The organism is Nodosilinea sp. FACHB-131 (assembly GCF_014695395.1).
Taxonomy (GTDB): Bacteria; Cyanobacteriota; Cyanobacteriia; order Phormidesmidales; family Phormidesmidaceae; genus Nodosilinea.
This window is the reverse complement of sequence record NZ_JACJOF010000024.1, coordinates 23,968-47,056: the sequence shown is the minus strand read 5'-3', so window position 1 is coordinate 47,056 and position 23,089 is coordinate 23,968. Positions and strand designations below refer to the sequence as shown.

19 protein-coding genes and 1 tRNA gene are annotated in these 23,089 nt (G+C 54.8%); 17 read left to right on the top strand and 3 right to left on the bottom strand.

The window, feature by feature from the left end; translation table 11 throughout:
* Positions 1–255: 255 nt before the first annotated feature.
* Positions 256–852, top strand: a complete 597-nt coding sequence (locus H6F75_RS14945) for an HAD family phosphatase (RefSeq protein ID WP_190753268.1) — start codon at positions 256–258, stop codon at positions 850–852.
* Positions 853–863: 11 nt separating this feature from the next.
* Here H6F75_RS14945 and sodX read toward each other — a convergent pair whose 3' ends face one another.
* Entirely contained in the window at positions 864–1,235 is a 372-nt protein-coding gene (sodX, locus tag H6F75_RS14940) for a nickel-type superoxide dismutase maturation protease (protein WP_347710654.1), read from the bottom strand.
* 129 nt (positions 1,236–1,364) lie between these two features.
* A complete protein-coding gene (gene sodN / locus H6F75_RS14935) occupies positions 1,365–1,838 on the bottom strand; it encodes a superoxide dismutase, Ni (RefSeq protein WP_190753267.1) in 474 nt (157 codons plus the stop codon).
* A 293-nt stretch (positions 1,839–2,131) separates the two neighbouring features.
* Here sodN and H6F75_RS14930 point away from each other — a divergent pair, with 293 nt between their 5' ends.
* The 13 genes from H6F75_RS14930 (at position 2,132) to H6F75_RS14870 (ending at position 16,088) form a co-directional block, all read left to right on the top strand.
* The gene (locus H6F75_RS14930) at positions 2,132–3,160 is read left to right on the top strand and encodes a DNA/RNA non-specific endonuclease (RefSeq protein WP_190753266.1); all 1,029 of its coding nucleotides are present in this window, start codon (positions 2,132–2,134) and stop codon (positions 3,158–3,160) included.
* A 624-nt stretch (positions 3,161–3,784) separates the two neighbouring features.
* On the top strand, positions 3,785–4,306 hold the full coding sequence (locus tag H6F75_RS14925) for an NYN domain-containing protein (protein ID WP_073611208.1): 522 nt from the start codon (positions 3,785–3,787) through the stop codon (positions 4,304–4,306).
* A 112-nt stretch (positions 4,307–4,418) separates the two neighbouring features.
* Positions 4,419–4,490 (top strand) — tRNA-Thr (locus H6F75_RS14920).
* 522 nt (positions 4,491–5,012) lie between these two features.
* The gene (locus H6F75_RS14915) at positions 5,013–6,986 is read left to right on the top strand and encodes a glycoside hydrolase family 2 TIM barrel-domain containing protein (RefSeq protein WP_190753265.1); all 1,974 of its coding nucleotides are present in this window, start codon (positions 5,013–5,015) and stop codon (positions 6,984–6,986) included.
* Positions 6,898–7,998, top strand: a complete 1,101-nt coding sequence (galT, locus tag H6F75_RS14910) for a galactose-1-phosphate uridylyltransferase (RefSeq protein WP_190753264.1) — start codon at positions 6,898–6,900, stop codon at positions 7,996–7,998. The genes H6F75_RS14915 and galT overlap by 89 nt, the downstream gene beginning before the upstream one ends.
* 238 nt (positions 7,999–8,236) lie before the next feature.
* Entirely contained in the window at positions 8,237–9,340 is a 1,104-nt protein-coding gene (locus H6F75_RS14905) for a M24 family metallopeptidase (RefSeq protein ID WP_190753263.1), read from the top strand.
* Positions 9,341–9,342: 2 nt separating this feature from the next.
* Positions 9,343–10,401 carry a galactokinase gene (galK, locus tag H6F75_RS14900; protein WP_190753262.1) on the top strand — a complete coding sequence of 353 codons (1,059 nt, stop codon included), beginning with the start codon at positions 9,343–9,345 and terminating at the stop codon, positions 10,399–10,401.
* A 6-nt stretch (positions 10,402–10,407) separates the two neighbouring features.
* Positions 10,408–10,623 carry a hypothetical protein gene (locus H6F75_RS14895; RefSeq protein WP_190753261.1) on the top strand — a complete coding sequence of 72 codons (216 nt, stop codon included), beginning with the start codon at positions 10,408–10,410 and terminating at the stop codon, positions 10,621–10,623.
* Between the two features lie 38 nt (positions 10,624–10,661).
* Entirely contained in the window at positions 10,662–12,407 is a 1,746-nt protein-coding gene (gene hflX / locus H6F75_RS14890; RefSeq protein ID WP_190753260.1) for a GTPase HflX, read from the top strand.
* A gap of 132 nt (positions 12,408–12,539) precedes the next feature.
* On the top strand, positions 12,540–13,388 hold the full coding sequence (locus tag H6F75_RS14885) for an MBL fold metallo-hydrolase (RefSeq protein ID WP_190753259.1): 849 nt from the start codon (positions 12,540–12,542) through the stop codon (positions 13,386–13,388).
* 414 nt (positions 13,389–13,802) lie between these two features.
* Positions 13,803–14,609 carry a phytanoyl-CoA dioxygenase family protein gene (locus tag H6F75_RS14880; protein WP_190753258.1) on the top strand — a complete coding sequence of 269 codons (807 nt, stop codon included), beginning with the start codon at positions 13,803–13,805 and terminating at the stop codon, positions 14,607–14,609.
* 83 nt (positions 14,610–14,692) lie between these two features.
* Positions 14,693–15,697: a glycoside hydrolase family 43 protein gene (locus H6F75_RS14875; protein ID WP_190753257.1), complete on the top strand. Its 1,005-nt coding sequence runs from the start codon at positions 14,693–14,695 to the stop codon at positions 15,695–15,697.
* A 52-nt stretch (positions 15,698–15,749) separates the two neighbouring features.
* The gene (locus H6F75_RS14870) at positions 15,750–16,088 is read left to right on the top strand and encodes a signal peptidase I (protein WP_190753256.1); all 339 of its coding nucleotides are present in this window, start codon (positions 15,750–15,752) and stop codon (positions 16,086–16,088) included.
* A gap of 117 nt (positions 16,089–16,205) precedes the next feature.
* Here the strand turns inward: H6F75_RS14870 and galE are convergent, their stop codons facing one another.
* Positions 16,206–17,213, bottom strand: coding sequence for a UDP-glucose 4-epimerase GalE (gene galE, locus H6F75_RS14865; RefSeq protein ID WP_190753255.1), 1,008 nt, complete (start codon positions 17,211–17,213; stop codon positions 16,206–16,208).
* Positions 17,214–18,112: 899 nt separating this feature from the next.
* Between galE and H6F75_RS14860 the strand changes: the two genes are divergently transcribed.
* Genes H6F75_RS14860 through H6F75_RS14850 form a run of 3 tightly spaced genes read left to right on the top strand, consistent with a single transcriptional unit; the run spans position 18,113 to position 23,021 of the window.
* Positions 18,113–19,441, top strand: coding sequence for a glycosyltransferase family 1 protein (locus tag H6F75_RS14860; RefSeq protein WP_190753254.1), 1,329 nt, complete (start codon positions 18,113–18,115; stop codon positions 19,439–19,441).
* 23 nt (positions 19,442–19,464) lie between these two features.
* The gene (gene glf / locus H6F75_RS14855; protein ID WP_190753253.1) at positions 19,465–20,742 is read left to right on the top strand and encodes a UDP-galactopyranose mutase; all 1,278 of its coding nucleotides are present in this window, start codon (positions 19,465–19,467) and stop codon (positions 20,740–20,742) included.
* Between the two features lie 17 nt (positions 20,743–20,759).
* Positions 20,760–23,021: a family 1 glycosylhydrolase gene (locus H6F75_RS14850; protein ID WP_190753252.1), complete on the top strand. Its 2,262-nt coding sequence runs from the start codon at positions 20,760–20,762 to the stop codon at positions 23,019–23,021.
* The last annotated feature ends 68 nt before the right edge of the window (positions 23,022–23,089 follow it).

Genomic DNA, 23,089 nt, shown 5'->3' with positions numbered 1-23,089 from the left:
CCGTTACGTTGTGACATAAAGACGAAAGGCTCTACCGTTGCGGCTTTGGGGCGATCGCAGGAGTCCGGCAACAGCAACAGCCGAGAAAAAACGTAATCTCCTGTCACAAGCGGTAATATCTCAATCATCCCTAATCGGCCCACAGATATCTAGCCGAGACGCCCACTAAATCTGACCCCAATCACTGCCACAAAGGCAAAGCAAGAACAAAGCCCGGTAAGGTAAGGCTGGTCAATTTTCAGCGGAGCAACGACGATGGCCATTACGCACATTGTGTTTGATATGGGTGGGGTGCTGATCGAGCTACAGTGGCTTGAGCGAGTCAAAGACTTGCTGGGTCGTCCCATCACTATCGAGGAGATCCACCGCCTTTGGGTCAGCGCCCCCTGCGTCGTCGATTTTGAGAGCGGCCGCACCGACTTTGATGCCTTTGCTGCCGCCTTTGTGCAAGATTTTGGTCTAGCGATCGCCCCCGCAGTCGTTCAGCATGAGTTTTTAGAGATCGTGCGGGCACCGCTACCCCAGTGCAATGACGTGCTCACGGCCCTCAAATCCCGCTACCATCTATCGCTGCTGTCGAACACCAACCCCGCCCACTACGAACGACTGCGCGATCGCTACGACTTTTTTGACTACTTCGACCAGCTATTTTTGTCCTACAAAATCGGTCTGATCAAGCCCAGTACAGCCATCTTTGAGCATGTGCTGTCAGCGCTCGATGCCCCCGCCAACAGCGTAGCGTTCTTCGACGACGGGGCGCGCAATGTTGAAGCGGCCCGCGCCCTCGGCATTCACGCCTACCGCGTCCACTCTCCCACCGAAGTCATGGCCATTGTGAAAAGCTTCTCCTAGCTCCACTCCCCTCAGGGCAGCCGGCAGACAACCTGGCCTACCAGCCCCGCCCAGGGCACCAGGCCAAACTCGCGGCTGTCGGTGCTCTCCGCCGCATTCAGCCCCTGCAAAAAGCAGCCGTCGGCATCGACATAGACCACCCACTTGATCAGCAGCAACTCCGGCTGGCGAGGATGCTCGGCCACCACCAGATCGCCTGGCTGGGGTCGCTGCGGGCCATAGGCGGAGGGGTTGATTAACACCTCCGTACCCGGCTCTAACAAAGGCAGCATCGAAGTCCCCACAATGCGAAACCGCCGTCGCTGGCGCAGCAGCCAGAGCACCAGATCGGTGAGCTGACTGTTGCGCAACTGCGACGGCGGCTGAAACGACGGGGAAGTCACGGCGGGGAGGGTGGGAAGCAAGAAGGTAGGGAAGGTCAGGGAGGTGAGGAGGGTGGGGAAGGTCAGGGAAAGCCCCCTTATCTCCCTCACCCCCTCATCCCCCTATCTTCCTCACCTTCCCCATCTCCTCTAGCTAGCGGTGTACCAAGACACATCACGGTTCTTGGTTGCCCAGAAAATGCCGTGGATTTTCTGCACGGCTTCCATCAGCTCGTTGGCATGCTGCACACTGACTTCGACCTTGCAGGCAGAGCAGAGTTTAGCGGCTTTCCAAAAGGTGTCATGTAGGTCAGGGAACTGCTCCAGGTGCACAGGCTTAAAGTAGTCCGTCCAAAGCACCAACAGCTCATCTTTGGTGATTTGGGCCTGCTCTTCTTTGATGGCGGTATAGCGGGCGAAGGTGTTGTGGTAGGCAACGGAAGCGGCCTTATCACCACTGGCGGGCACCTCAAGGTCGACCAGCTTTTTGGTCATCGACAGCACGGCTTCGGCGGCAATGCGAGCCGAGGAGGGGTCGTAAACGCCGCAGGGGCCGTCGCAGTGCGCGTGGACGGCGGCGGCGGGGAACCATGCCTGTAGCTTAGCGATTGCTTGGTTGAGCATAATCATCCTGGTAATGAATAGAAATACGGGCAAAAAGCGAGAATTTTTTGCACCTGGCCCGAGCGGTAGCCCCGCACCCGACGGGGTGAAACATTCCTATGCCGGGCGGGGGGATAAGCCAGGCCACGTTTCATATTGTTAACGCTATTGAGCCCTTCCGCAACCTCCGCCCCTGCTGTTGGCGGTCGATCGGCCAGAATTGGCAAGGCGGGCAGTTGTGCTCAGGCTCGGCTTCAGTACATTTGTATGATTATCTTCAAGGGAATGGCCGCTTAACTATGAGGCAGTTGGCAATGATATTTTCTCGACGGCGTCTCTGGAGCCGACTGTCGTTGGTGGTCCTGGCGTTGGGGCTGGCAGGCTGTGGGAACCTGCTGTCGATGCTTAATTGGGTTACCCCTGTAGATGTATCAACCCTACCTCCCTGCGTCGATGACGACTGCAACTGTGGCGACTTCGCTAGCCAGTCCCAAGCTCAGGCAGTGCTCGATGCCTTTGGGGGCGATCCCTACGGCCTCGACGGTGACGGCAACGGTAGAGCCTGCGAGCTGCTGCCCGCCGAAACACCGGCTGTCGATCCACCGGCCTCACCCTCTAGCAACCCCCACCTGGCGTTGGGTAACCCCAGTCAGGCGGCGACCACCAACCCCAATAACTATTTAATTCAGCGCAATCAATACGCACTCAGCTACAGCCGCGATCGCAACGGGCTCAACTGGGCCAGTTGGGAAGTCGATGCCGCTTGGTTGGGCTCCACCGATCGCCAGGACGACTTTCGTCCCGACGGAGCGCTGCCCGCTGGGTTTTACCAGGTTCTTCCCAACGACTATCGGGGCAGCGGCTACGATCGCGGCCACGTGGTGCCCTCGGGCGATCGCACCGGCAGCGTAAGCGACAACGCTGCCACCTTTTTGATGACCAACATCATTCCCCAGGCCCCTGACAACAACCGTGGCACCTGGCGGGAACTGGAGGAATATGGGCGATCGCTGGTCTACCAGTACGACCACAGCCTGCACGTGTTTGCTGGCGCCTACGGCAGCCAGGGCAGCATCAGCAACCGCACCATTGTCATACCCTCTCGCCTGTGGAAAATCATCGTGGTGTACGATCGCCTCCCCGACGGAGGTTTAGGCATTGGCAGTGACAGTCAAATAATTGCCGTTGACCTGCCCAACAGCAACCAGGTCAGCCCTGACTGGCGTCGCTACCAAACCTCAGTCCAACGCATTGAAATAGCCACTGGCTATAGCTTCTTTGAGAATCTACCCGCCGAGCTTCAGGCCATTCTTAAGGCCCGCACCAGCGACCCGCTCCCATGAGTGGGTACCTAATTCCAGATCTGGAATTGGCAGTATACTATAGTTAAAAAGATAAAGTTAAATTTTAGGCTTAGTTCAATATGATATTGGGTTTAGTTATTAAAACTGCGTTAGAGCGATTTTGCGGGCGTAGCCAGTTCAGCTGGACAGTTGTTCCCTGATACAACTGCTAAGAACAAGGTAGATTTTGGCTTTATTTTGTCAAATTCACATTATTGATTTGACAGAGTGCGTTTACTTCAGGTGAAAACAGTAGATCCACTCATCTTAAGGCTTACTAACAGGGCTTCAGTGCAGTCTAAGGTGTTGAATTCCTTCAACTTTTACTTAAGAAGCTGTAAAGTTAATCCCTGAAATTTTGTTAGTTTTAGCAGCGTGGATTAGCCCATTCACCCCTTACCAGGCGAACTTTTCTACCTTTAAGCCTAACTAATCTCTAGATTTTTTTGATAGAAACGGCTACACTCTTAGCCTTGTTCTCTATATGAATGCTTTGGCTAGGCCTAGCTTTCTTGAGTCAGATCTCACTATTGATTGAGTGATTAGTCTACTGAGTTAACTAGAATCAGCATCTACACTGCTTATAAGATAGATGACTCGTTAAGTTGATTATTATTCATATTTATGGCAAATAGATACGGTTTGAAGCGTTTGTCGATTTTCGTAGACGGCAATAATATGTTCTACGCCCAGCAAAAAAATGGCTGGTTCTTTGATCCAAAGCGGGTACTCGAATATTTTCTTAGCCTTGACGGTGGGGCTACCCTAGTAAATGCCTTTTGGTATACCGGGCTGAAAGATCCTCAAGACCAGCGCGGTTTCCGGGATGCGCTGATCAGCCTTGGCTACACTGTACGGACCAAAATTCTCAAGGAGTATTACGACGATACCTCCGGGCGATACTCCCAAAAAGCTAATCTCGATATTGAGATTGCCATCGACATGTTCAATACCGTAGATCAGTACGATGAGGTTGTTCTTTTTAGTGGCGACGGCGACTTTGAGCGGGCTATTGAGCTGCTGCGCTCCAAAAACACCCACATAACGGTTGTCTCGACAGAAGGGATGATTGCTCGTGAACTGCGCAACGCCACCGATCGCTACATCGACCTCAACAGCGTTCGCAAGTACATTGAGAAAGACTAGGTGTCAGGTTGGTCCCAGGGTTGTGCTGCTTTGCCTAGCCTCGCTGCCCTGGGAAACGACTCGATCGTGCGATCGCCCGACCCTGTTATACTAGCTAACTGTAAATATCTATGCCGATGTGGCTCAGTGGTAGAGCACTCGATTCGTAATCGAGCGGTCGCGGGTTCAAATCCCGCCATCGGCTTTTAGCAAGAACTTTCCTTTTGCGGATTTGGATCCAAAAGGATAGCTCTTAACTAACCAGCGACTCCCCTGGCCCATGGATGCGATGTTGATTCGGCATAATAGACGCGATCGCACCCCTACTGAGCTAGCGCCACAAATTCCTAGCACTTAGCCTCATTGGTTCATCGCTTAAGTTACCCAAGCTTTCGTTAGCTCGGCAACCGTTTTAGGTCAGCTAAGTTAATAGCAAAGGCTATATCTGTATTTAGATTGATTAACGAGCACTGCCCACTCGATGAAGATCTGACTCCATTTCATCAGGGGCTAAGCCACTTACTCGTCCTAACGAGTTAGAGTCCAGTTATTCTATCTCCGCAGTCTCACGGCAAGACAGCCTCCTCAAGGATTTTTGGAGGCGCCGCCAGGAATTAAATCCAGGTTATGGAGTGAAATAACTGCGAGAATAGAGGTAGTTAAGGAGTGCTAAGAGGGCATCCTTAGTGCAGCAGTTTGAACACAGGCAGTTTGGTTAGAGACCCCCATGAATTTCTTCGGTAAATGTCTTGAAGAAGAATATCCCTGCGACTTAACCCCCACCCTTCAGGCGCAGGCAAGCTCAGGGTACCCCCGTCCTCAGCTACAGCGTTCTCAGTGGACTTCCCTGGATGGCACTTGGAAGTTTACCTACGATGACGAAGGGCACTTTGCACGACCCAGCGATGTTACATCGTGGGGTCAGAATATCGAAGTTCCCTTCGCTCCCGAATCTATCCGCAGTGGTATTCATGACACGGGGTTCCATCCAAATTGTTGGTATGAACGAGAGTTTGAGGTGGCGGCAGAGGGCAATCGCGTCCTTCTCCACTTTGGAGCTGTCGACTATCGGGCACGGGTTTGGGTAAACGGCCAGTTCATGGTTGACCACGAGGGCGGGCACACACCCTTCTCGATGGATATTACGTCCGTGTTGCGCCCAGATGGCAAGCAGACGGTGACCGTATGGGCCGAAGACGACCCCACTGACTTGGCAAAACCACGGGGTAAGCAGGACTGGCAGCGGGAACCTCACAGCATCTGGTATCCCCGCACCAGCGGTATCTGGCAGACGGTGTGGTTGGAAAAAGTCCCTGTCACCTATATCGATCGCATCAAATGGACACCCCACTTTGAGCGCTGGGAGATTGGCTTTGAAGGGTTTGTCTCCGGCGACCTGCAAAAGGAAATGCACCTAAAGGTGCGGTTGACGGTGGGCAAGCAGCTCCTAGTCAACGACATGTATGAGGTGCTGAATGGCGAAATTCACCGCCGTATCGCTCTATCCGACCCCGGTATTGATGACTATCGCAATACATTGCTGTGGAGTCCTGAGAAGCCGACCCTGATTGATGCTCAGATTCAACTCTGGTGTCAGGGGCAATTGGTGGATGAGGTGCAATCCTACACCGCCATGCGGACGGTAAATATTCAGCGCGATCGCTTCATGCTCAACGGGCATCCCTACTATTTGCGGCTGGTGCTCGATCAGGGCTATTGGGAAGACACACTGATGACGGCCCCTTCTAATGAAGCGCTGCGCCAGGACGTGGAACTGGTTAAGCAAATGGGCTTCAACGGCGTGCGTAAGCACCAGAAGATTGAAGATCCCCGCTTCCTTTACTGGGCCGACGTGCTGGGGCTGCTGGTGTGGGAAGAAATGCCCAGTGCCTACCGCTTTAGCCCTAAGGCAGTAGAACGGTTGACGAAGGAGTGGACGGAGGTCATCGAACGGGATGCTAGCCATCCCTGCGTTGTTGTCTGGGTGCCCTTTAACGAGTCCTGGGGCGTGCCCGACCTGACCGCAACTCCGGCCCATCGCCACTGTGTCCAGGCGTTGTATCACCTGACCAAAACCCTTGATCCCACCCGTCCGGTGATTGGGAATGATGGTTGGGAAAGTACGGCTACCGATATTTTGGCAATCCACGACTATGACACGCAATCCCATAGTCTGGCAAAACGCTATGGGCCTGAGGTGAAGTTGGCGGATCTATTCGATCGCCAGCGTCCCGGCGGTCGGGTGCTAACCCTAGACGGCTACCCCCACCAGGGACAGCCAATCATGCTGACGGAGTTTGGCGGCATTGCCTGTACCAAACCCGAAGAGCAGAGCAACACCTGGGGATATGCGCGCTCAGATAACGCACTGGAGTTTCAGCGGCAGTATGCGGAGCTACTGCAAACGGTGAATCAGGTGGAAATGTTCAGCGGTTTCTGCTACACCCAGCTGACAGATACCTTCCAGGAGGCAAATGGGCTGTTATACATTGATCGCACGCCAAAGTTCCCCATTTGGGCGATCGCATCTGCCACTTTAGGTAGGGGGATGGGAGAGGATGCCCCGTCTATGCTGCAAGAGCCTGTAAAAGTAGCCCAGGCCCACATAGAACATGCACTCTCAGACGCTCTTGAAGCCAGATGGGCGCAACCTCACCCTGTACAGCCGATCACCCATTGCGGCGGGAATAACTGCGCCTAGTCCGAGCAGCGACCCCGTCCAGGCCAACCCTCACCTCCGCTGGCATCCGCTGCGGGGGGAGTGGGTGGCCTACGCGAGCCATCGCCAGGGGCGGACATTTATGCCGCCTCCAAAATATAATCCGCTGGCTCCCACCAAAAACCCGCAATTTCCCACCGAGTTACCCCAGGGCAACTACGACATCGCGGTATTTGAGAATCGCTTTCCGTCGCTGATTCCGTCAGCGGCGGATTCCCCGCGTGAAATTGTGGATACAGTGCCTGCCAATGGCGCCTGCGAGGTGGTGGTGTTTACCCAAAATCCTCAGGCGGCGCTGAGTTCGCTACCGCTGGATCATATTGAGCTGCTGTTTCAGGTGTGGGGCGATCGCACCCAGGCCATCAGCCAGCACTCCCAAATCGAATACGTGCTGCCCTTTGAGAATAAAGGGGTTGAGGTGGGGGTGACGCTACACCATCCTCACGGACAAATTTATGCCTATCCTTTTGTGCCTCCGGTCCCAGCTCGGATGGGAGCCTGTCAGCAGGAGTATTATCAGCAGCACCAGCGGGGGTTGTTGGAGGATTTGATTCAAGCTGAGATTGAGGACAATCAGCGGATTTTGTATCGGGATGAGTGGGCGATCGCCTTTATTCCGGTATGCGCGCGGTATGCCTACGAGGTGTGGATTGCACCGATTCATCCCGTGGCAACATTTATGGATCTAACCGCTGACCAACGAGCGAGCTTAGCCAGAGCGCTCAAGACGGTGACCCTGAAGTATGACGGATTGTGGCAGCGTCCATTTCCCTATTTGATGGCCTGGTTTCAGGCTCCGGTGAACGGGGAAGAGCATCCGGAATGGCACCTTCACGCCCAGTTTTATCCACCCTATCGCACGTCAGACAGGCTTAAGTATTTGGCCGGAACGGAACTGGCGGCGGGCATGTTTGCCAACGATGCGCTGCCGGAAGAAAAAGCTAAGGAATTACAGGCCGTTAAGGTTGAGCTGGAAGAAGTCACGCATGTCTAATACGAGTCCTACCTGGCTACGCCTGATTGGTAGGGGCATTGCACTGCAATGCCCCTACGAGGTGCCTGTTTTGAATTGGGGTTTCTCATGTCAGATGTCGCATTAAGGGAGGTCTTTACTTTGGCCAGAAGCCGCCGCCGCTGTAGGGTGGGCACTGCCCACCATTAGGGAGACTGTTTTTCAGAAGTCGCCTAAGTAATGAATTATCACTGACCACTGAACAGAGCAACGGTTTGCCATGAATCGGTTAGAAGAAATTTCTGAAAAATTAGCCGTGCTGCGGAACACGCTCCAGGAAACGGACGCCGCCGGAATTCGCCTGCGGGGAACTGATTGGTTTGCTTGGGCAACGGCTGGGGGCTCCAACACCGTGCTATTGGCTGCTGAGGCGGGGGTCGCTGAGGTACTGGTGACCTCCACCGATGCCTGGGTACTGACCGATGAAATCGAGGCCCAGCGGCTCAAGGATGAGGAACTGCCAGAGGGTTCTCCCTACAAACTTCAGGTCAGTCCGTGGGCACAGGGTGCTGAGCGCCAAGCCTTTGTGCAGGAAGCGACCCAGGGTGGTCAAGTGTTGAGTGACAAGCCGTCGGGAGGCTCTACTGAAGCGACCCTGCCTGCATCTCTCATTCAGCGGCGATGGGTAATGTTGCCTAGCGAGCTGGATCGGTACCGCCAGGTGGGACGACTGGCCAGCGAAGCCATGACCGAGGTTCTGACCCAGACCCAACGGACCTGGACAGAGCATCAGCTGGCGGGAGCCGGGGCAGCAGCGATGTGGGCCAGGGGCCTTCATCCAGCGCTGACCTTGGCAGCGGGCGATCGCCGCCTCCCCCTCTACCGCCACCCCTTACCCAGCGGTGAAACTTTGGGCCGACAGGCGATGCTGGTATTTTGTGCGCGAGGTCATGGGCTGATCGTCAGTCTGACCCGTTTTGTTTTCTTTGACAAATTATCCGAAGCGGACCGGCAACGCCATCGCACCATTGCTGAGATTGAAGCCGTTGCGCTCAATCATTCTCAAGTGGATACGCCGCTGAATGCCGTTTATCATGCCTTGGCAACGGCCTACGAACAACAGGGGTACCCCAACGCGATTCGGGAGCACCACCAGGGGGGAACCGCTGGCTATGGGGCGCGGGATGTCGTGGCTACCGCAGAGACGGGCGATCGCCTCGTGGCCCCCACTGCACTGGCCTGGAACCCCAGCATTCCGGGGGCAAAAATTGAGGACACCTTTGTTTTGCACCCGGATAACAGTTTGGAGAACCTGAGTTTTGACCCTCATTTTCCCCACCAGGACGTTGCCGAACGACTCCGACCGATTCCCCTGGAGCGTTAATTATGGACTACAGTCAAATTTTCAACACTGCCCCCGAGGTTGAAGCCCGTGCCCCCGGACGGGTAAACCTATTGGGTGAACACACCGACTACAACGATGGGTTTGTGCTGCCGACCGCCATTCCCCAACACACTGCCGTTGCCATCGGCTTGAGTCCCGACGATCGCCACCATTTCTACTCCGCTGAACTGGAGGAGCAGGTTGACCTCGACCCCGCTGGGGCCGCTCCCCAAGGCTTTGCCAGCTACGTTGACGGCTGCATTCGTGTCCTAGAAACGGCTGGACACAAAATTCCGCCTTTAAATATCTTCGTCACGTCGTCCGTCCCTATCGGTTCCGGGTTATCTAGTAGTGCAGCGCTGGAAGTAGCCACCCTGCGGGGGCTGCGATCGCTCCTCCACCTCCCCCTGGACGACGTACAGATCGCCCAGTTCGGCCAGCAGGCCGAAATTCAGTATGCCGGGGTCAGCTGCGGCATTCTCGACCAGATGGCCTCCAGCCTGGCTGATACCGACCACATGCTGTTCCTCGATACCCGCACCCTCGATCGCCGCATTCTGCCCTTCCCCACAGGCGCAGAGATTGTCGTAATCGACAGCGGTGTGGCGCGATCGCTCGCCACCAGCGGCTACAACCAGCGCCGCGCCGAGTGTGAAGCCGCTGCCCAACACCTCGGCGTCAAAGCCTTGCGCGATATTACCGACCCCCAGCAAGCCGAGTCACTGCCTGATCCACTCCGCCAGCGGGCCCGTCACGTGATCACCGAAAACAACCGGGTACTGCAAGCCCTAGAGGGCATCACCCCAGAACTTTTTGGGGAGCTGATGAACGCCTCCCATGCCAGTCTGCGAGACGACTACGAAGTTTCTGTCCCCGCCCTCGATGCGCTGGTAGATAGTCTTCAAACCACCCCCGATGTCTTTGGCGCTCGCCTCACCGGCGCCGGATTTGGCGGCGCCTGCGTTGCCCTAGTCGCCAAGGGAAAAGGGGGGGCGATCGCCCACTCCACCCTCGAACGCTACAACCACACTGGACACAACGGCCGTCTTCTCGTTAGCTAAACCGCCATGAGCAGCGAACCATCTCAAAACCACCTAGAAACTGGGCATCAGTTCATCGAAGGGGCCATTGAAGAGGCCATCGAAGAAGCTGATCTGTTCCTCACTTTTCTGGAAGAGCAAATCAAACTGGGGAGCACGGCTCCAGCCAAAACCGAACTCATGCCAGCCGACGAGCAACCATCGTCCCTCGAAGACGACACCTTCCTGACCGATTGGCTCTAACCCCACCAACACTTTAGCCACCAACCGCGAGGACCACCATGGCAACTGTTCACGGCAATCTTCAAGGGATCAAATCCAGCCATATTAAACAGTTGGAAAAGCTTTATGAGCAACGCTTACCGGGCGATCGCCTGCTCACCCCCGATATCGCCGAGCAACTTACCACGCTCAGCCAGACCATTCACCATCCCATCAGCGGCTACGTTAACCGCCGAGGACAAATTATCCGGGTGGGCGTCGGCACGCCTGTGCAAACGCCGCTTTCCGAAACCGATTTGCCCCGCCGCAGTGGCGATCGCCTCAGCGGCATCCGTTGCATCACGGTTCAGTTTCAGCCCCCAGACACCCGCGAATTTGTCGCCCTGATGCGCCAACGACTAGATGCCCTGGTGGTGCTGACCGTGGCCGACCCCAAAGGACACCGCAAGGGAAACGTCGATGCCGCCATCCAGCAGGTACACCTGGCCCACATCGTCCCCGATCCAGAACAGCCCTGGACCGTAGAGACGATCGCCCCCGATACCCTGTTTGAAGAAGATTTTGGCGATCGCATTCATGAATGGGAACGCGACATCCAGCAGGCCGGATTTGACCTATCCAACGCGCCAGCGGTGCAAGCCGATCACGATCGCGTTTTGCTGGTGGGCGTAATGGCCAACGGCATGACTGAGCAACAGTTTGAGGACAGTATTAGCGAACTGGTGCGTTTAGTGGAAAGCGCCCAGGGGGAAGTGGTTGGCATGGTGCAGCAGAAGCGATCGCGCCCCGACTCGCAAACGGTGATCGGCCAGGGCAAAGTGGAAGAGGTGACCCTAGAAGCCCAGCGTTCTAGAGCCAATTTGATTGTCTTCAATCGTGATATTTCTGCCACCCAAGCTCGCAACCTGGAAGAACAGATTGGTTTACTTGTCGTCGATCGCACCGAGGTTATTTTAGATATCTTTGCTCAGCGGGCGCGATCGCAGGCGGGCAAACTTCAGGTAGAACTGGCCCAGCTGGAATATATGCTGCCCCGGCTGCGGGGGCGCGGCCAGGCCATGTCGCGCCTGGGGGCAGGCATCGGTACCCGTGGCCCTGGCGAAACCAAACTGGAAACCGAACGCCGCACCATTCAGCGGCGCATTAACCAGCTTCAGCAAGAAGTCGATCAGCTTCAGGCCCACCGCGCCCGCCTGCGCCATCAGCGCGAGCAGCAGGCTATGCCGGCGATCGCCCTTGTCGGCTATACCAACGCCGGCAAATCTACCCTGCTCAACACCCTCACCCAGGCCGAGGTCTATACCGCTGATCAGCTGTTCGCTACCCTCGATCCCACCACTCGCCGCCTGACCGTCATGAACCCCGACACGGGCGATCGCCGCGATCTCCTCCTCACCGATACCGTGGGCTTCATCCACCACCTGCCCCCCGCCCTGATGGATGCCTTCCGCGCCACTTTAGAAGAAGTCACTGAAGCCGACGCCCTCTTGCATGTCGTCGATCTGTCCCACCCCGCCTGGGAACGCCACATCCAGTCTGTCCAAAACGTTCTGGACGAATTACCCTCATCCCCCGACGATGTGCTGCTCGTCTTCAACAAGGTTGATCGCACCGATAGCGAGACCCTCGCCCTGGCCCAACAAACCTACCCTCAGGCCCTCTTCATCTCTGCGACTGAACGCTTGGGCTTGGAAACCCTCCGCCAACGCCTCGTCCAATTCATCGACGTCCACGACATAACACCGCCTAAACCTGATCACCCTACCGATGCGGAGCAGCCCGACCCGGCTCACCGCTTTGGCTAAAAGGGCTGAGGGACGGGCTACCGTCTCCCAGCCGAGAGCCTGCGGGACGAAGGACCCTCAAGCCAAACCCTGCGCAAAAATCCACATCGCCCAATGCCCTCATTTCAATGTGACCAACTGGAGGAAAAGCTTATGCGCGTTCATCACCTCAATTGTGGCTGCATGTGTCCCCTCGGCGGCTCCCTCTTCGACGGCTTCAGTCGCAGCCTCACCGCCCATCTCGTTTGCCACTGTCTGCTGATCGAAACCAATCGCGAACTGGTTCTAATTGATACCGGTTTTGGATTGCGTGATGTGCAGGCTCCCTACTCCCGACTCAGCCCGTTTTTCATCCATTTCAACAACATCCAGTTTGACCGCAAATATACCGCCATCGAGCAAATTCAGCACCTCGGATTTTCCCCCAGCGATGTCCGTCACATTGTTTTGACCCACCTCGATTTTGATCATGCTGGTGGCCTAGAAGATTTTCCCGAAGCAACCGTTCACGTAATGCAAAGCGAGATAGAAACGGCCCGCGATCGCCAGGGGTTTATCGCCAGTCGGCGCTATCGCCCCAACCAGTGGGATGAGGTCAAGCACTGGCAACATTACAGAGCGGTAGGAGAACCCTGGTTTGGTTTTGAGGCTGTTCGTGACCTAGCCGGACTCCCTCCAGAAATTTTGCTCATTCCCTTAGTAGGGCACACCCACGGCCATGCGGGAATTGCCGTTCAAACCGCTGAAGGCTGGTTACTGCACGCTGGCGACGCCTATTTCTATCGGGACGAAATGAACCCGTCGCAGCGACACTGCACCCCAGGGCTGCGAGCCTATCAGTGGATGATGGAAGCCGATCGCACCGCCCGGCTACAGAATCAGGATCGGCTGTGGCAGTTGTCGTGCGATCACCACAACGACGTCCGCCTTTTCTGTAGCCATGATGCCGTTGAGTTGGACGCCTTCGTTCAGGCTTCACCCCAAGAGTTTTCGTTACGGTAACCTGAGTTCGGGATAAGCCTGGCATTGCAACCGCTGCGTGCCTTTGCCTGGCTAGCGTTGTGGTCCTCTCCTTAAATCCCTCTCCCTCAAGGAGAGGGACTTTGAGCGCTTCCGGCTCCCCTCTCCTCGTGGGAGAGGGGCTGGGGGAGAGGGCTGCCGGGAAACATTGCTAACTATGCCTAACCCGAACTGAGGTTACGGTAGGAACATTTTATACAATCCCCACCGTAAAAATCGTAGACTATCGGGTTTTTCCGCAGTAGAAATTGAGATTTTTGAAGATCGTCAAAATCACAGGCATTTCGCCTCTACCAATGGGGAGAATAGAAATATAACAAGGGTTACATTTTGTTCTGCTGTGGATCTTTGGCAGCACGATGTTATCCCTAACTCCCCCATTTAGCGGATTGCGCAATGATTCAGAGCATTCAAAGAACAACGTTTAGCACAACCGACTTAGATCAGCTTGCAGAAGACTTAAACCGAGATGGAATTTGCATCATTCGCGGGCTATTCGATCGCGCCCTGATTGACGAATGGAAAGCCGCCTTCGATGCCTTATTTCAGAAGCGGCAGCAACAGCCGGGTGGCGTCGCCCCTAGAGGCACTGCGCGCGGCTATGTGACTCTGCCCTGGGTTGCCCCCTTTGCCAATCCTGAAGTCTTCGCTAACTCAACCATTCTAGGCATCCTCGATCGCGTCTTTTATCAGGAATACAAGCTGGTACAGCTGGCCGCCGATATTCCCATGCAGGGGTCTGAATATCAGGACATTCACCGCGACTTTCGCCCCCTATTTTCCGACCAGATTGTGACACCGCTGTATGCCCTGGCGGTCAACTTTCCCCTGGTCGAAGTTACCGCCGACAACGGCCCCTTTGAGATGGCCCGGGGCACCCATGTGATGTCTCGCGAAGAAGGGCTAGTCAAACTTCGAGCGGGCGAAATTGAGATGGAGCAATTTCATATGCAGCTGGGAGATGTGATGGTGCGATCGCCCTTAGCTCTCCACCGCGGCACTCCCAACACCACTCCCGAACCCCGCCCCATGATAGTGATGGGGTACGTCATGCACTGGCTTCACACCCATAAGGTAGATTTAACCCTGGAGCAAGGCTATTACAATGAGTTGTCACCGCAACAGCAGCAGTTGCTCCGGTGCAACACCGTAGAACAGTTAGCCGACAACGCCACGGAAACCTACGTAAAGTTCGAATATTAGTCGCGGGGAGCGCGAGTTTGGCGATCGCAGGAGGTTGTTGAGCGCTGCCTCCTGCGATCGCTAACCTTAGCCCCGGTTCAACAATGGCTCCGCAAACCTATACCAATCCGGTCTATCCAGAGTATTTTGCCGACCCGTTTGTGTGGCAATACCAGGGGATTTATTATGCGATCGGCACGGGGCCAGCGGAAGCGGCTGGAGAGGTAGATGAGCTGCACAAGCGGCGAGTCTTTCCACTACTGACATCCGAGGATTTGATCCAGTGGCAGCCTGCCGAAAACGCTCTGCTGCGGCCTGATCCCGCTTTGGGGGATAACTTTTGGGCACCGGAAGTGGCTTATCACGAAGGCATCTTCTATCTTTACTACTCCGTTGGGCATGGGGATAAAAATCATCAGCTGCGGGTAGCCACCAGCATTGACCCCCTCGGGCCTTATCAGGATGCGGGCGAGCCGCTAATCAATCCCAATTCCTGTGCGTTTGCCATTGATCCCAGCCCGTTTCAGGATGACGATGGGCAGTGGTATCTCTTCTATGCCCAAGATTTTTTGGATACGGAACAGGGGGTGCGGGCAGGCACAGCCTTGATGGTCGATCGCCTCTCAACCATGACAACCCTCGCCGGAGCACCCAAAGTCGTTCTGCGAGCCCGCCACGACTGGCAACGGTTTTTGGCCGATCGCCCCATGTATGGTGGCACCTACGACTGGCATACCCTAGAAGGCCCCTGTGTGCGTAAACGGGGCGATCGCTACTACTGTTTTTACAGCGGTGGACGGTGGGAAACCGAGAGCTACGGGGTTGACTATGGCGTTGCCAATCACGTTTTAGGGCCATATTCAGATAGTGGGAATGAGCAGGGACCACGGGTGTTGCGATCGCATCCCGGCTACGTTTTAGGCCCGGGCCATAACTCGATCGCCCTGCATCCTGACAGCTCCACTGAGTACATGGTTTACCATGCTTGGGATCCAGCAATGACGGCACGACGGATGTGCATCGATCGGTTGCTTTGGACAGCAGAAGGACCGCGCTGTCACGGGCCAACCTGGACACCACAAGACACTGTTGGTGGAATTGTGCAGTGAGCACTCTATACCCTCACACAGTTCAACCAGGAATATTAGCTAGGGTATTGGGATGCTAAGGAACGTAACCACGGGCAACGCCTATAGCGATGGAGAAGAACGGCGAGGATGGTTTGTCGGTTCGTTTATTTCCCCATCTATCAGTCCCCGCTCAAGCTCGACAGTGGAGGTAAAATGGGGCGTTCATAAGGAGGGCGATCGCCGCTCCGAATGGACAGAACCCGCTGAAACTACGACCCTTTCTGTTCTGATTAGCGGTCGCTTTTGCCTACAGTTTCCCGATGGCGAGATGATGCTGGCCACCCAGGGAGATTATGCCCTCTGGCTGCCCGGCATTGCCCACTGCTGGCGAGCAGAAGCAGACTCCGTGGTGCTGACCGTTCGGTGGTAAAAACCCCCTTGTTAGGAACTTTGTAATAAATCCTATCTATACACCTCCAATTTGTAGGGGCATTGCATGCAATGCCCCTACGAGGCGTCAACCTAGAATTAGGGCTAGTAGGTATTACTAGGAGCGATCGCTCCCGTGTCGCTGCTGATGCCATTGCCACGCATGGGTGAGAATGGCGTTGAGATCAGCATATTTTGGTTGCCAGTTCAGAACGCTGCGGGCCTTGTCGCTGCTGCCGACCAGAATAGGGGGATCACCGGGGCGGCGATGGCGCTCCACCACCTGAATCTCCCGCTGCGTCACCTGACGAGCCGCTTCAATTACTTCGCGAACAGAGAAACCACTGCCGTTTCCTAAATTAAACACATCGCTGTCGCCACCGTTCTGCAAATATTGCAAACCTAAAACGTGAGCTTGAGCTAAATCTGCAACATGAATATAGTCGCGAACGCAGGTACCATCAGGGGTTGGATAATCTGTGCCGAAGATAGCGATGCTCTCTAGCTTGCCCAGCGCCGCCAGCAGCACCAGCGGAATGAGGTGGGTTTCCGGCGCATGGTCTTCGCCCAACCGTCCATCCGGATCAGCTCCCGCCGCGTTGAAGTAGCGAAAGCGAACCGACTTTAACCCGTAAGCCGCATCAAAATCTGCCAGCATCCGTTCCACCATTTGTTTACTGGTGGCATAGGGACTCATGGGTTCTTGAGGATGCTCTTCGGTAATCGGCACAAATTTAGGAGTGCCATAGAGCGCACAGGTAGACGAAAACACTAATTGCTTCACCGAAGCTGCAACCATCGCCTCTAACAGCGTTAATGTTCCCGCCACATTGTTGCGGTAATACTTGCCCGGATCGGTGACCGATTCCCCGACGGCAATGTAGGCAGCAAAGTGCATTACAGCGGCAATAGGGTAGGTAGAAAAAAGGTGGTCGAGGAAGGGGCGATCGCTGATGTCGCCCACCACCACTTTCACCTGCAATTCCCGTTCCACAAGCTCTTGGTGCCCATTCGACAAGTTATCTAACACCAACAGGTCATACCCCGCCTGTTGCAAAGCCAGGGCTGCATGGGAACCAATGTATCCCGCCCCTCCTGTCACTAAAATCATCGATTTCTCAGGCATGGTGTTTCCTACATTTAAATGGAAATGGCGTTTTCAATCGTGCTTTTAAGTTCTATACCCAGAAAGTATCTGTTTGGTTTAACTAAGTCCGGCTTAATCTTCAGAAAAATTCAGGGTTGAGAGCGGAAGTTAACGCGCAAGTGTTTTGTTTTCGTTCTCTGGCATTAAAACAATCTAAAGAAACTGATTAAGGTCTTTTAAAAAATGAACATGCTATTAATGTTTATCAATCATTGCTAAAGATTACCAACCAGCCCTTAGCCCTAGCTCGATAGAGTAATAAAAACCAGCTACTTATTCCTCTAACTCTAGAAGTAATTACTTAATTCAATAGCCACTCGGCATGAGGTGGGGTAAGGGCACAGCAAAAGTCCATCAAAGGCAAGGATCCCTCGACGTTTTGACAAGCGATCGCATCTGGGCGAAAACTCTAGCTCCTCGCTGGGGGCGAAAAACTACGGATCATTTTTTGGCAGATCGCACTCCAGCAACTGCTGTAACTGCTGCAACTGTTGATAAATCAGCACATCGCTGTATCACAGATATATCGCAAAAATTCCCGCAGATGGCAACTCTCGTCAACCTAGTTGAGCCGTTATCTCCAGAAATAGCGTAGACACACTACTTTTGGTTTCACAAACTTCTACCGAAAGGGATGTTCCTAATGGAAACAAACCCCCTACTCTGAAGGTGACAGCCCCTACTGTAGATCCTTAGTGAAACCTGAAGTGGCGGTTAGGAGCGAATACTTTTCAAAATTGAAAAAAATGATGGTTGTTTTCAATAGATAGCTGTGCAAGCCATGGAATTTCACCTTGAATTTCGCCTGTCTTAGCTCCAAAAACGAACCTCGATTTTGAAAATACCAGCTTGTTAAACCTGTGAATTGGGAGGTGAAGATGTCAACCCACTATATTTCGGAGAGCTATTTTAATAGAAGGTTGTCAGAGAAGAAACTGATAGAAGATCAACCTTATTTAGAGCAAAGCGCCGCATCTCTTAGTTTACGGTGGCCTGAAGGTACGGAGTTAACACCCCCAGTACCTGGAACACCAGATTTAGTTTGCTTCTCCCATCTGCGGTGGGATTTTGTATATCAGCGGCCCCAGCATCTGCTCAACCGTTGTGCTCAGGCCCGCCGCGTCTTTATCGTGGAGGAGCCGATCGCCGTTCCCGACGAGACTTCCTGGCTCGACATTAGCAGGCGTGATTCTGGAGTGTGGATTGTTGTTCCCCATATTTCCGAAAGCCAGAGCGACGAGGAATTTACGCTCTCCCTACAACAGCTACTGAATGCCCTGTTTGCGGAAGCTCAAATTCAACAGCCGATCCTCTGGTATTACACGCCAATGGCAGTGCCGTTTACCCATCATTTGCCCGCGTCTGCTGTGGTGTATGACTGCATGGACGAGCTTTCCGCTTTCAAAGGCGCCCATCCCCAACTGCAAGCCTGGGAAGCTCGTTTGTTTGAGATGGCCGACCTCGTATTCACCGGTGGACACAGCCTTTACGAAGCTAAGCAGCACCAACATTCAAGTGTCCATGCCTTCCCCAGCAGCATTGATGCCGCTCACTTTGCTCAAGCTCGACAGCCCCTGCCCGAGCCACACGATCAGGCAGAGATCCCCCATCCCCGTATGGGATTTTACGGGGTGATCGATGAACGGCTGGATCTGGAGTTGTTGGATGGGATCGCCCAGGCTCGGCCTGACTGGCATTTGGTCATGGTTGGCCCGGTTGTCAAAATTGACGCGGCATCTCTTCCCCAACGGCCCAACATTCATTATTTAGGAGGCAAATCCTATCAGGAGTTGCCTCACTATTTAGCCGGTTGGGATGTGGCTCTGCTGCTTTTTGCCCGCAACGAGTCTACTCGTTTCATCAGCCCGACCAAAACGCCAGAATACCTGGCTGGTGGAAAACCTGTGGTCTCCACCTCAATTAAAGATGTGGTGCGGCCCTACGGCGACGAGAGCCTGGTTCACATTGCCGATACGGTGCCGGAGTTTGTGGAGGCGATCGCCGCTGCTCTCAGCCAGAGCCAGACCCCGTCTGACTGGCTCGACCGAGTTGATGCCCGGCTAGCTCAAACCTCTTGGGATTTGACCTGGCAGGCCATGAATGACCGGATTGAGGAGGCGATCGCCACCAACGCCCGCCAGACCACCCCGTCCAAGACCAAGTATCCAACGGCGATCGCAGCCAACGTTGACCAGCTAGCGATCTAACTTTCACTGCAAGGAGTGACCTCATGTTTGACTATTTAATTGTTGGTGCTGGCTTTGCTGGCAGTGTTTTAGCAGAGCGCTTAGCAACTCAGGAAAATAAGAAAATTCTGATTGTAGATACTCGCAACCACATTGGTGGCAATGCCTACGATCACTACAATGAAGACGGGATTTTGGTTCATAAATATGGCCCCCACATCTTCCATACCAACTCCCGTGATGTATTTGAATATTTGTCTCTATTTACCGAATGGCGACGCTACGAACACCGAGTTTTAGCCAGTGTGGATGGTCAATTAGTCCCAATTCCCATCAACCTGGACACCATTAACAAGCTGTACGGACTGAAGCTGACCGCTTTTGAGGTTGAGGAATTTCTAGCCTCCCTAGCCGAGACTAAAGAGTACATTCGCACCTCTGAGGATGTGGTGGTGAGCAAAGTGGGGCGAGAACTCTACGAAAAGTTCTTCCGCAACTACACTCGCAAGCAGTGGGGCGTTGACCCCTCCGAGCTGGATAAATCCGTTACCGCTCGCGTTCCCACCCGCACCAACCGGGACGATCGCTACTTCACCGATACCTATCAGGCCATGCCGCTCCACGGCTACACCCGCATGTTTGAGCAAATGTTGGCGCATCCCAACATCAAAATCATGCTCAACACCGATTACCGGGAAATTCAGAATGTCATTCCCTACAAGGAAATGATTTATACCGGTCCGGTGGATGGCTTCTTTGATTACTGCTACGGCAAGCTGCCCTATCGCTCCCTCGACTTTAAACATGAAACGTTGAATGAGGATGTGCATCAGCCCCAGGCCGTCATCAACTATCCCAACGAACACCTCTACACCCGAGTTACCGAGTTCAAATACTTGACCGGGCAGGAACATCCCAAAACCAGTATTGTCTACGAATATCCCCAAGCCGAGGGCGATCCCTACTATCCCGTACCGCGCCCCGAAAATGCCGAACTCTATAAGCAATACAAAGCTTTAGCCGATGCCGAGCCGGGGGTTCACTTTGTCGGGCGGCTCGCCACCTACAAGTACTACAACATGGATCAGGTGGTGGCTCAGGCACTGGCGCTTCATGCCCAACTGTCTAATCGCTCTAGCTGGCACCCCAAGGAGGAAAGCTTGACCACCAAGCAACCAGTCACCCCCACGTTCAATGGGTCTAACGGATCTAACGGTTCCAATGGCAATGGCGCTTTCAAAGCTGCTGCCAGCAATGGTGCCAGCCGTTCTGCTACCCCTGTAGCGGCAGGCAAACCCGAACAAAATGGCAAATCTCGTTGAGCAATAGTAAGCGTGTGATGAGTGTAGACCAAGTTTCACCCAAGCTAGAACTTTGGGGTGGTGTTGAATGTACCGTGAACCGGGTGGGCGATCGCTACTTCGATCAGCTTCAGCGCAACGGTCACTATAGCCGCATAGAAGACCTCGATTGCTTTGCCACCTTAGGCATTGAAGCCATCCGCTATCCTGTCCTCTGGGAGCGCACTGCGCCCAATGGCCCGGAGCTAGCCGATTGGAGTTGGGCAGACCAACGGTTAGCGTACCTGGACGATATCGGGATTCGTCCCATTGTTGGCCTGGTACACCACGGCAGCGGCCCGCCTCACACCAGCTTGTTAGACCCGGAGTTTGCCAACGGCCTGGCTCAGTTTGCCCAGGCCGTTGCCACCCGCTACCCCTGGCTGGAATATTACACCCCAGTCAACGAACCCCTGACCACCGCCCGCTTTAGCGGGCTGTATGGCCACTGGTATCCCCATGCCCAGGACGATCAGAGCTTTATTCGAGCTTTGATCAATCAGTGCCGTGGGGTTGCCCTGTCCATGGAGGCCATTCGTCGCATCAACCCGGCGGCAAAACTGGTGCAGACCGAAGATCTGGGCAAGACGTTTGGCACGCCGCTGTTGAGCTATCAAATTGCCTTTGAAAATGAGCGGCGATGGCTATCCTTTGATCTACTCTGCGGTCGGGTGGATCGTAGCCATGAACTATGGAACTATCTGCGGCAGAGCGGAGCTGAGGAATCGGACTTAGACTGGTTTCTCGATCATCCCTGCCCGCCCGACATTTTTGGCATTAATCGCTATTTGACCAGCGATCGCTTCCTCGATGAACGCCTCGATCGCTACCCGCCCCACACCCACGGCGGCAACGGCAAGCACCAATATGCTGACGTGGAAGCGGTGCGGGTTTGCGAGGAAGGCATTTGTCCCCCCAATGTTTTGCTGAAAGAAGTGTGGGATCGCTACCACCAGCCCATCGCCATCACCGAAGTTCACCTGGGCTGCACTCGGGAGGAACAACTGCGCTGGCTGAAGGAGATTTGGGATGCCGCTCAGCACCTGCGTCAGGAGGGGGTAGACCTGCGGGCCGTCACCGCCTGGTCGCTTCTTGGTGCCTACGACTGGAACAGCCTCGTTACCCGCGACGAGTGCTTTTACGAGCCGGGTGTCTTTGACGTGCGCCCCCCATGCAACAGCACGCTGCAATCGCCCTCACCCCGCCCCACAGCGATCGCCACCATGCTCCGCCACCTCTCCCACGGCGAGCCCTACAATCACCCCCTCCTGGAAGTTCCCGGCTGGTGGCAGCGGAGCGATCGGCTTCTCTATCCCCCTATTTCCTGTTTCCATACCCACACCTCAGAAGATTCTGCTAATTTTCCATCCACCCATCCACTCACCCACCCATCTACCCATCCACCCATCACCCCCTCCCCCCTCCTGATCACCGGAGCGACCGGCACGCTCGGTCAAGCCTTTGCTCGCATCTGTGACGTACGGGGCATTCCCTACCGCCTGCTGAGTCGACAGGATATGGATGTTACCAATCCAGCCATGGTTGAGCAGGTGCTGACGGAGATGCAGCCGTGGGCTGTGATCAATGCGGCGGGCTATGTGCGCGTCGATGATGCAGAGCGGGAGTCTCACCTGTGCCGCAGCATTAATACCGATGGGGCCGCTATTTTGGCGGAGAGTTGTGCGCAGCGGCATATTGGGCTGATCACTTTTTCCTCGGATCTGGTGTTTGATGGCGATCGCCAACAGCCCTACCTGGAGAGCGATCCCGTCGCGCCGCTGAACGTCTATGGCCACAGCAAGGCCCAGGCAGAACGGCAGGTGCTACACCACCATCCCGATTCATTAGTCATTCGCACCAGTGCTTTCTTTGGCCCCTGGGACGATTACAACTTCCTGACGATTGCCCTCCGCACCCTGAAGGCAGGACAGCCCTTTTTAGCGGCGGAGGATGCGATCGTGTCCCCCACCTATGTTCCCGATCTGGTGAATGCCAGCCTTGACTTGCTGATTGATGGAGAGCATGGTATCTGGCACCTAGCCAATCCAGGGGCGATCGCCTGGGTTGACCTCGCTCGTCAAACAGCGCAGCTCGCCGGACTAGATGCCTCCGCCATTCAATCCTGCTCCATCGACAGCTTTGGCTATGCGGCATCTCGCCCCGCCTATAGTGTGCTCAGCAGCGAACGTGGGATTTTGCTGCCAAATCTGGATCGGGCGATCGCCCAGTATCTGCATGAGTGCGATCGAGTTCAGGTTTAGGGACATTGGCTTCGTCTCTTAATAAGCCCTTTCCCTAGCGGCTCAACATCGGCTCAACATCAACGTAC

What these genes read in the sequence shown, in the direction of transcription:
- H6F75_RS14880 (WP_190753258.1), top strand. Translation starts at nt 13,803, where the DNA reads ATGATTCAGAGCATTCAAAGAACAACGTTTAGCACAACCGACTTAGAT.
- galE (WP_190753255.1), bottom strand. Translation starts at nt 17,213, where the DNA reads ATGCCTGAGAAATCGATGATTTTAGTGACAGGAGGGGCGGGATACATT.
- H6F75_RS14915 (WP_190753265.1), top strand. Translation starts at nt 5,013, where the DNA reads ATGAATTTCTTCGGTAAATGTCTTGAAGAAGAATATCCCTGCGACTTA.
- hflX (WP_190753260.1), top strand. Translation starts at nt 10,662, where the DNA reads ATGGCAACTGTTCACGGCAATCTTCAAGGGATCAAATCCAGCCATATT.
- H6F75_RS14870 (WP_190753256.1), top strand. Translation starts at nt 15,750, where the DNA reads ATGCTAAGGAACGTAACCACGGGCAACGCCTATAGCGATGGAGAAGAA.
- H6F75_RS14945 (WP_190753268.1), top strand. Translation starts at nt 256, where the DNA reads ATGGCCATTACGCACATTGTGTTTGATATGGGTGGGGTGCTGATCGAG.
- H6F75_RS14875 (WP_190753257.1), top strand. Translation starts at nt 14,693, where the DNA reads ATGGCTCCGCAAACCTATACCAATCCGGTCTATCCAGAGTATTTTGCC.
- galK (WP_190753262.1), top strand. Translation starts at nt 9,343, where the DNA reads ATGGACTACAGTCAAATTTTCAACACTGCCCCCGAGGTTGAAGCCCGT.
- glf (WP_190753253.1), top strand. Translation starts at nt 19,465, where the DNA reads ATGTTTGACTATTTAATTGTTGGTGCTGGCTTTGCTGGCAGTGTTTTA.
- H6F75_RS14860 (WP_190753254.1), top strand. Translation starts at nt 18,113, where the DNA reads ATGTCAACCCACTATATTTCGGAGAGCTATTTTAATAGAAGGTTGTCA.
- H6F75_RS14885 (WP_190753259.1), top strand. Translation starts at nt 12,540, where the DNA reads ATGCGCGTTCATCACCTCAATTGTGGCTGCATGTGTCCCCTCGGCGGC.
- sodN (WP_190753267.1), bottom strand. Translation starts at nt 1,838, where the DNA reads ATGCTCAACCAAGCAATCGCTAAGCTACAGGCATGGTTCCCCGCCGCC.
- H6F75_RS14930 (WP_190753266.1), top strand. Translation starts at nt 2,132, where the DNA reads ATGATATTTTCTCGACGGCGTCTCTGGAGCCGACTGTCGTTGGTGGTC.
- H6F75_RS14905 (WP_190753263.1), top strand. Translation starts at nt 8,237, where the DNA reads ATGAATCGGTTAGAAGAAATTTCTGAAAAATTAGCCGTGCTGCGGAAC.
- galT (WP_190753264.1), top strand. Translation starts at nt 6,898, where the DNA reads ATGCACTCTCAGACGCTCTTGAAGCCAGATGGGCGCAACCTCACCCTG.
- H6F75_RS14850 (WP_190753252.1), top strand. Translation starts at nt 20,760, where the DNA reads ATGAGTGTAGACCAAGTTTCACCCAAGCTAGAACTTTGGGGTGGTGTT.
- H6F75_RS14895 (WP_190753261.1), top strand. Translation starts at nt 10,408, where the DNA reads ATGAGCAGCGAACCATCTCAAAACCACCTAGAAACTGGGCATCAGTTC.
- H6F75_RS14925 (WP_073611208.1), top strand. Translation starts at nt 3,785, where the DNA reads ATGGCAAATAGATACGGTTTGAAGCGTTTGTCGATTTTCGTAGACGGC.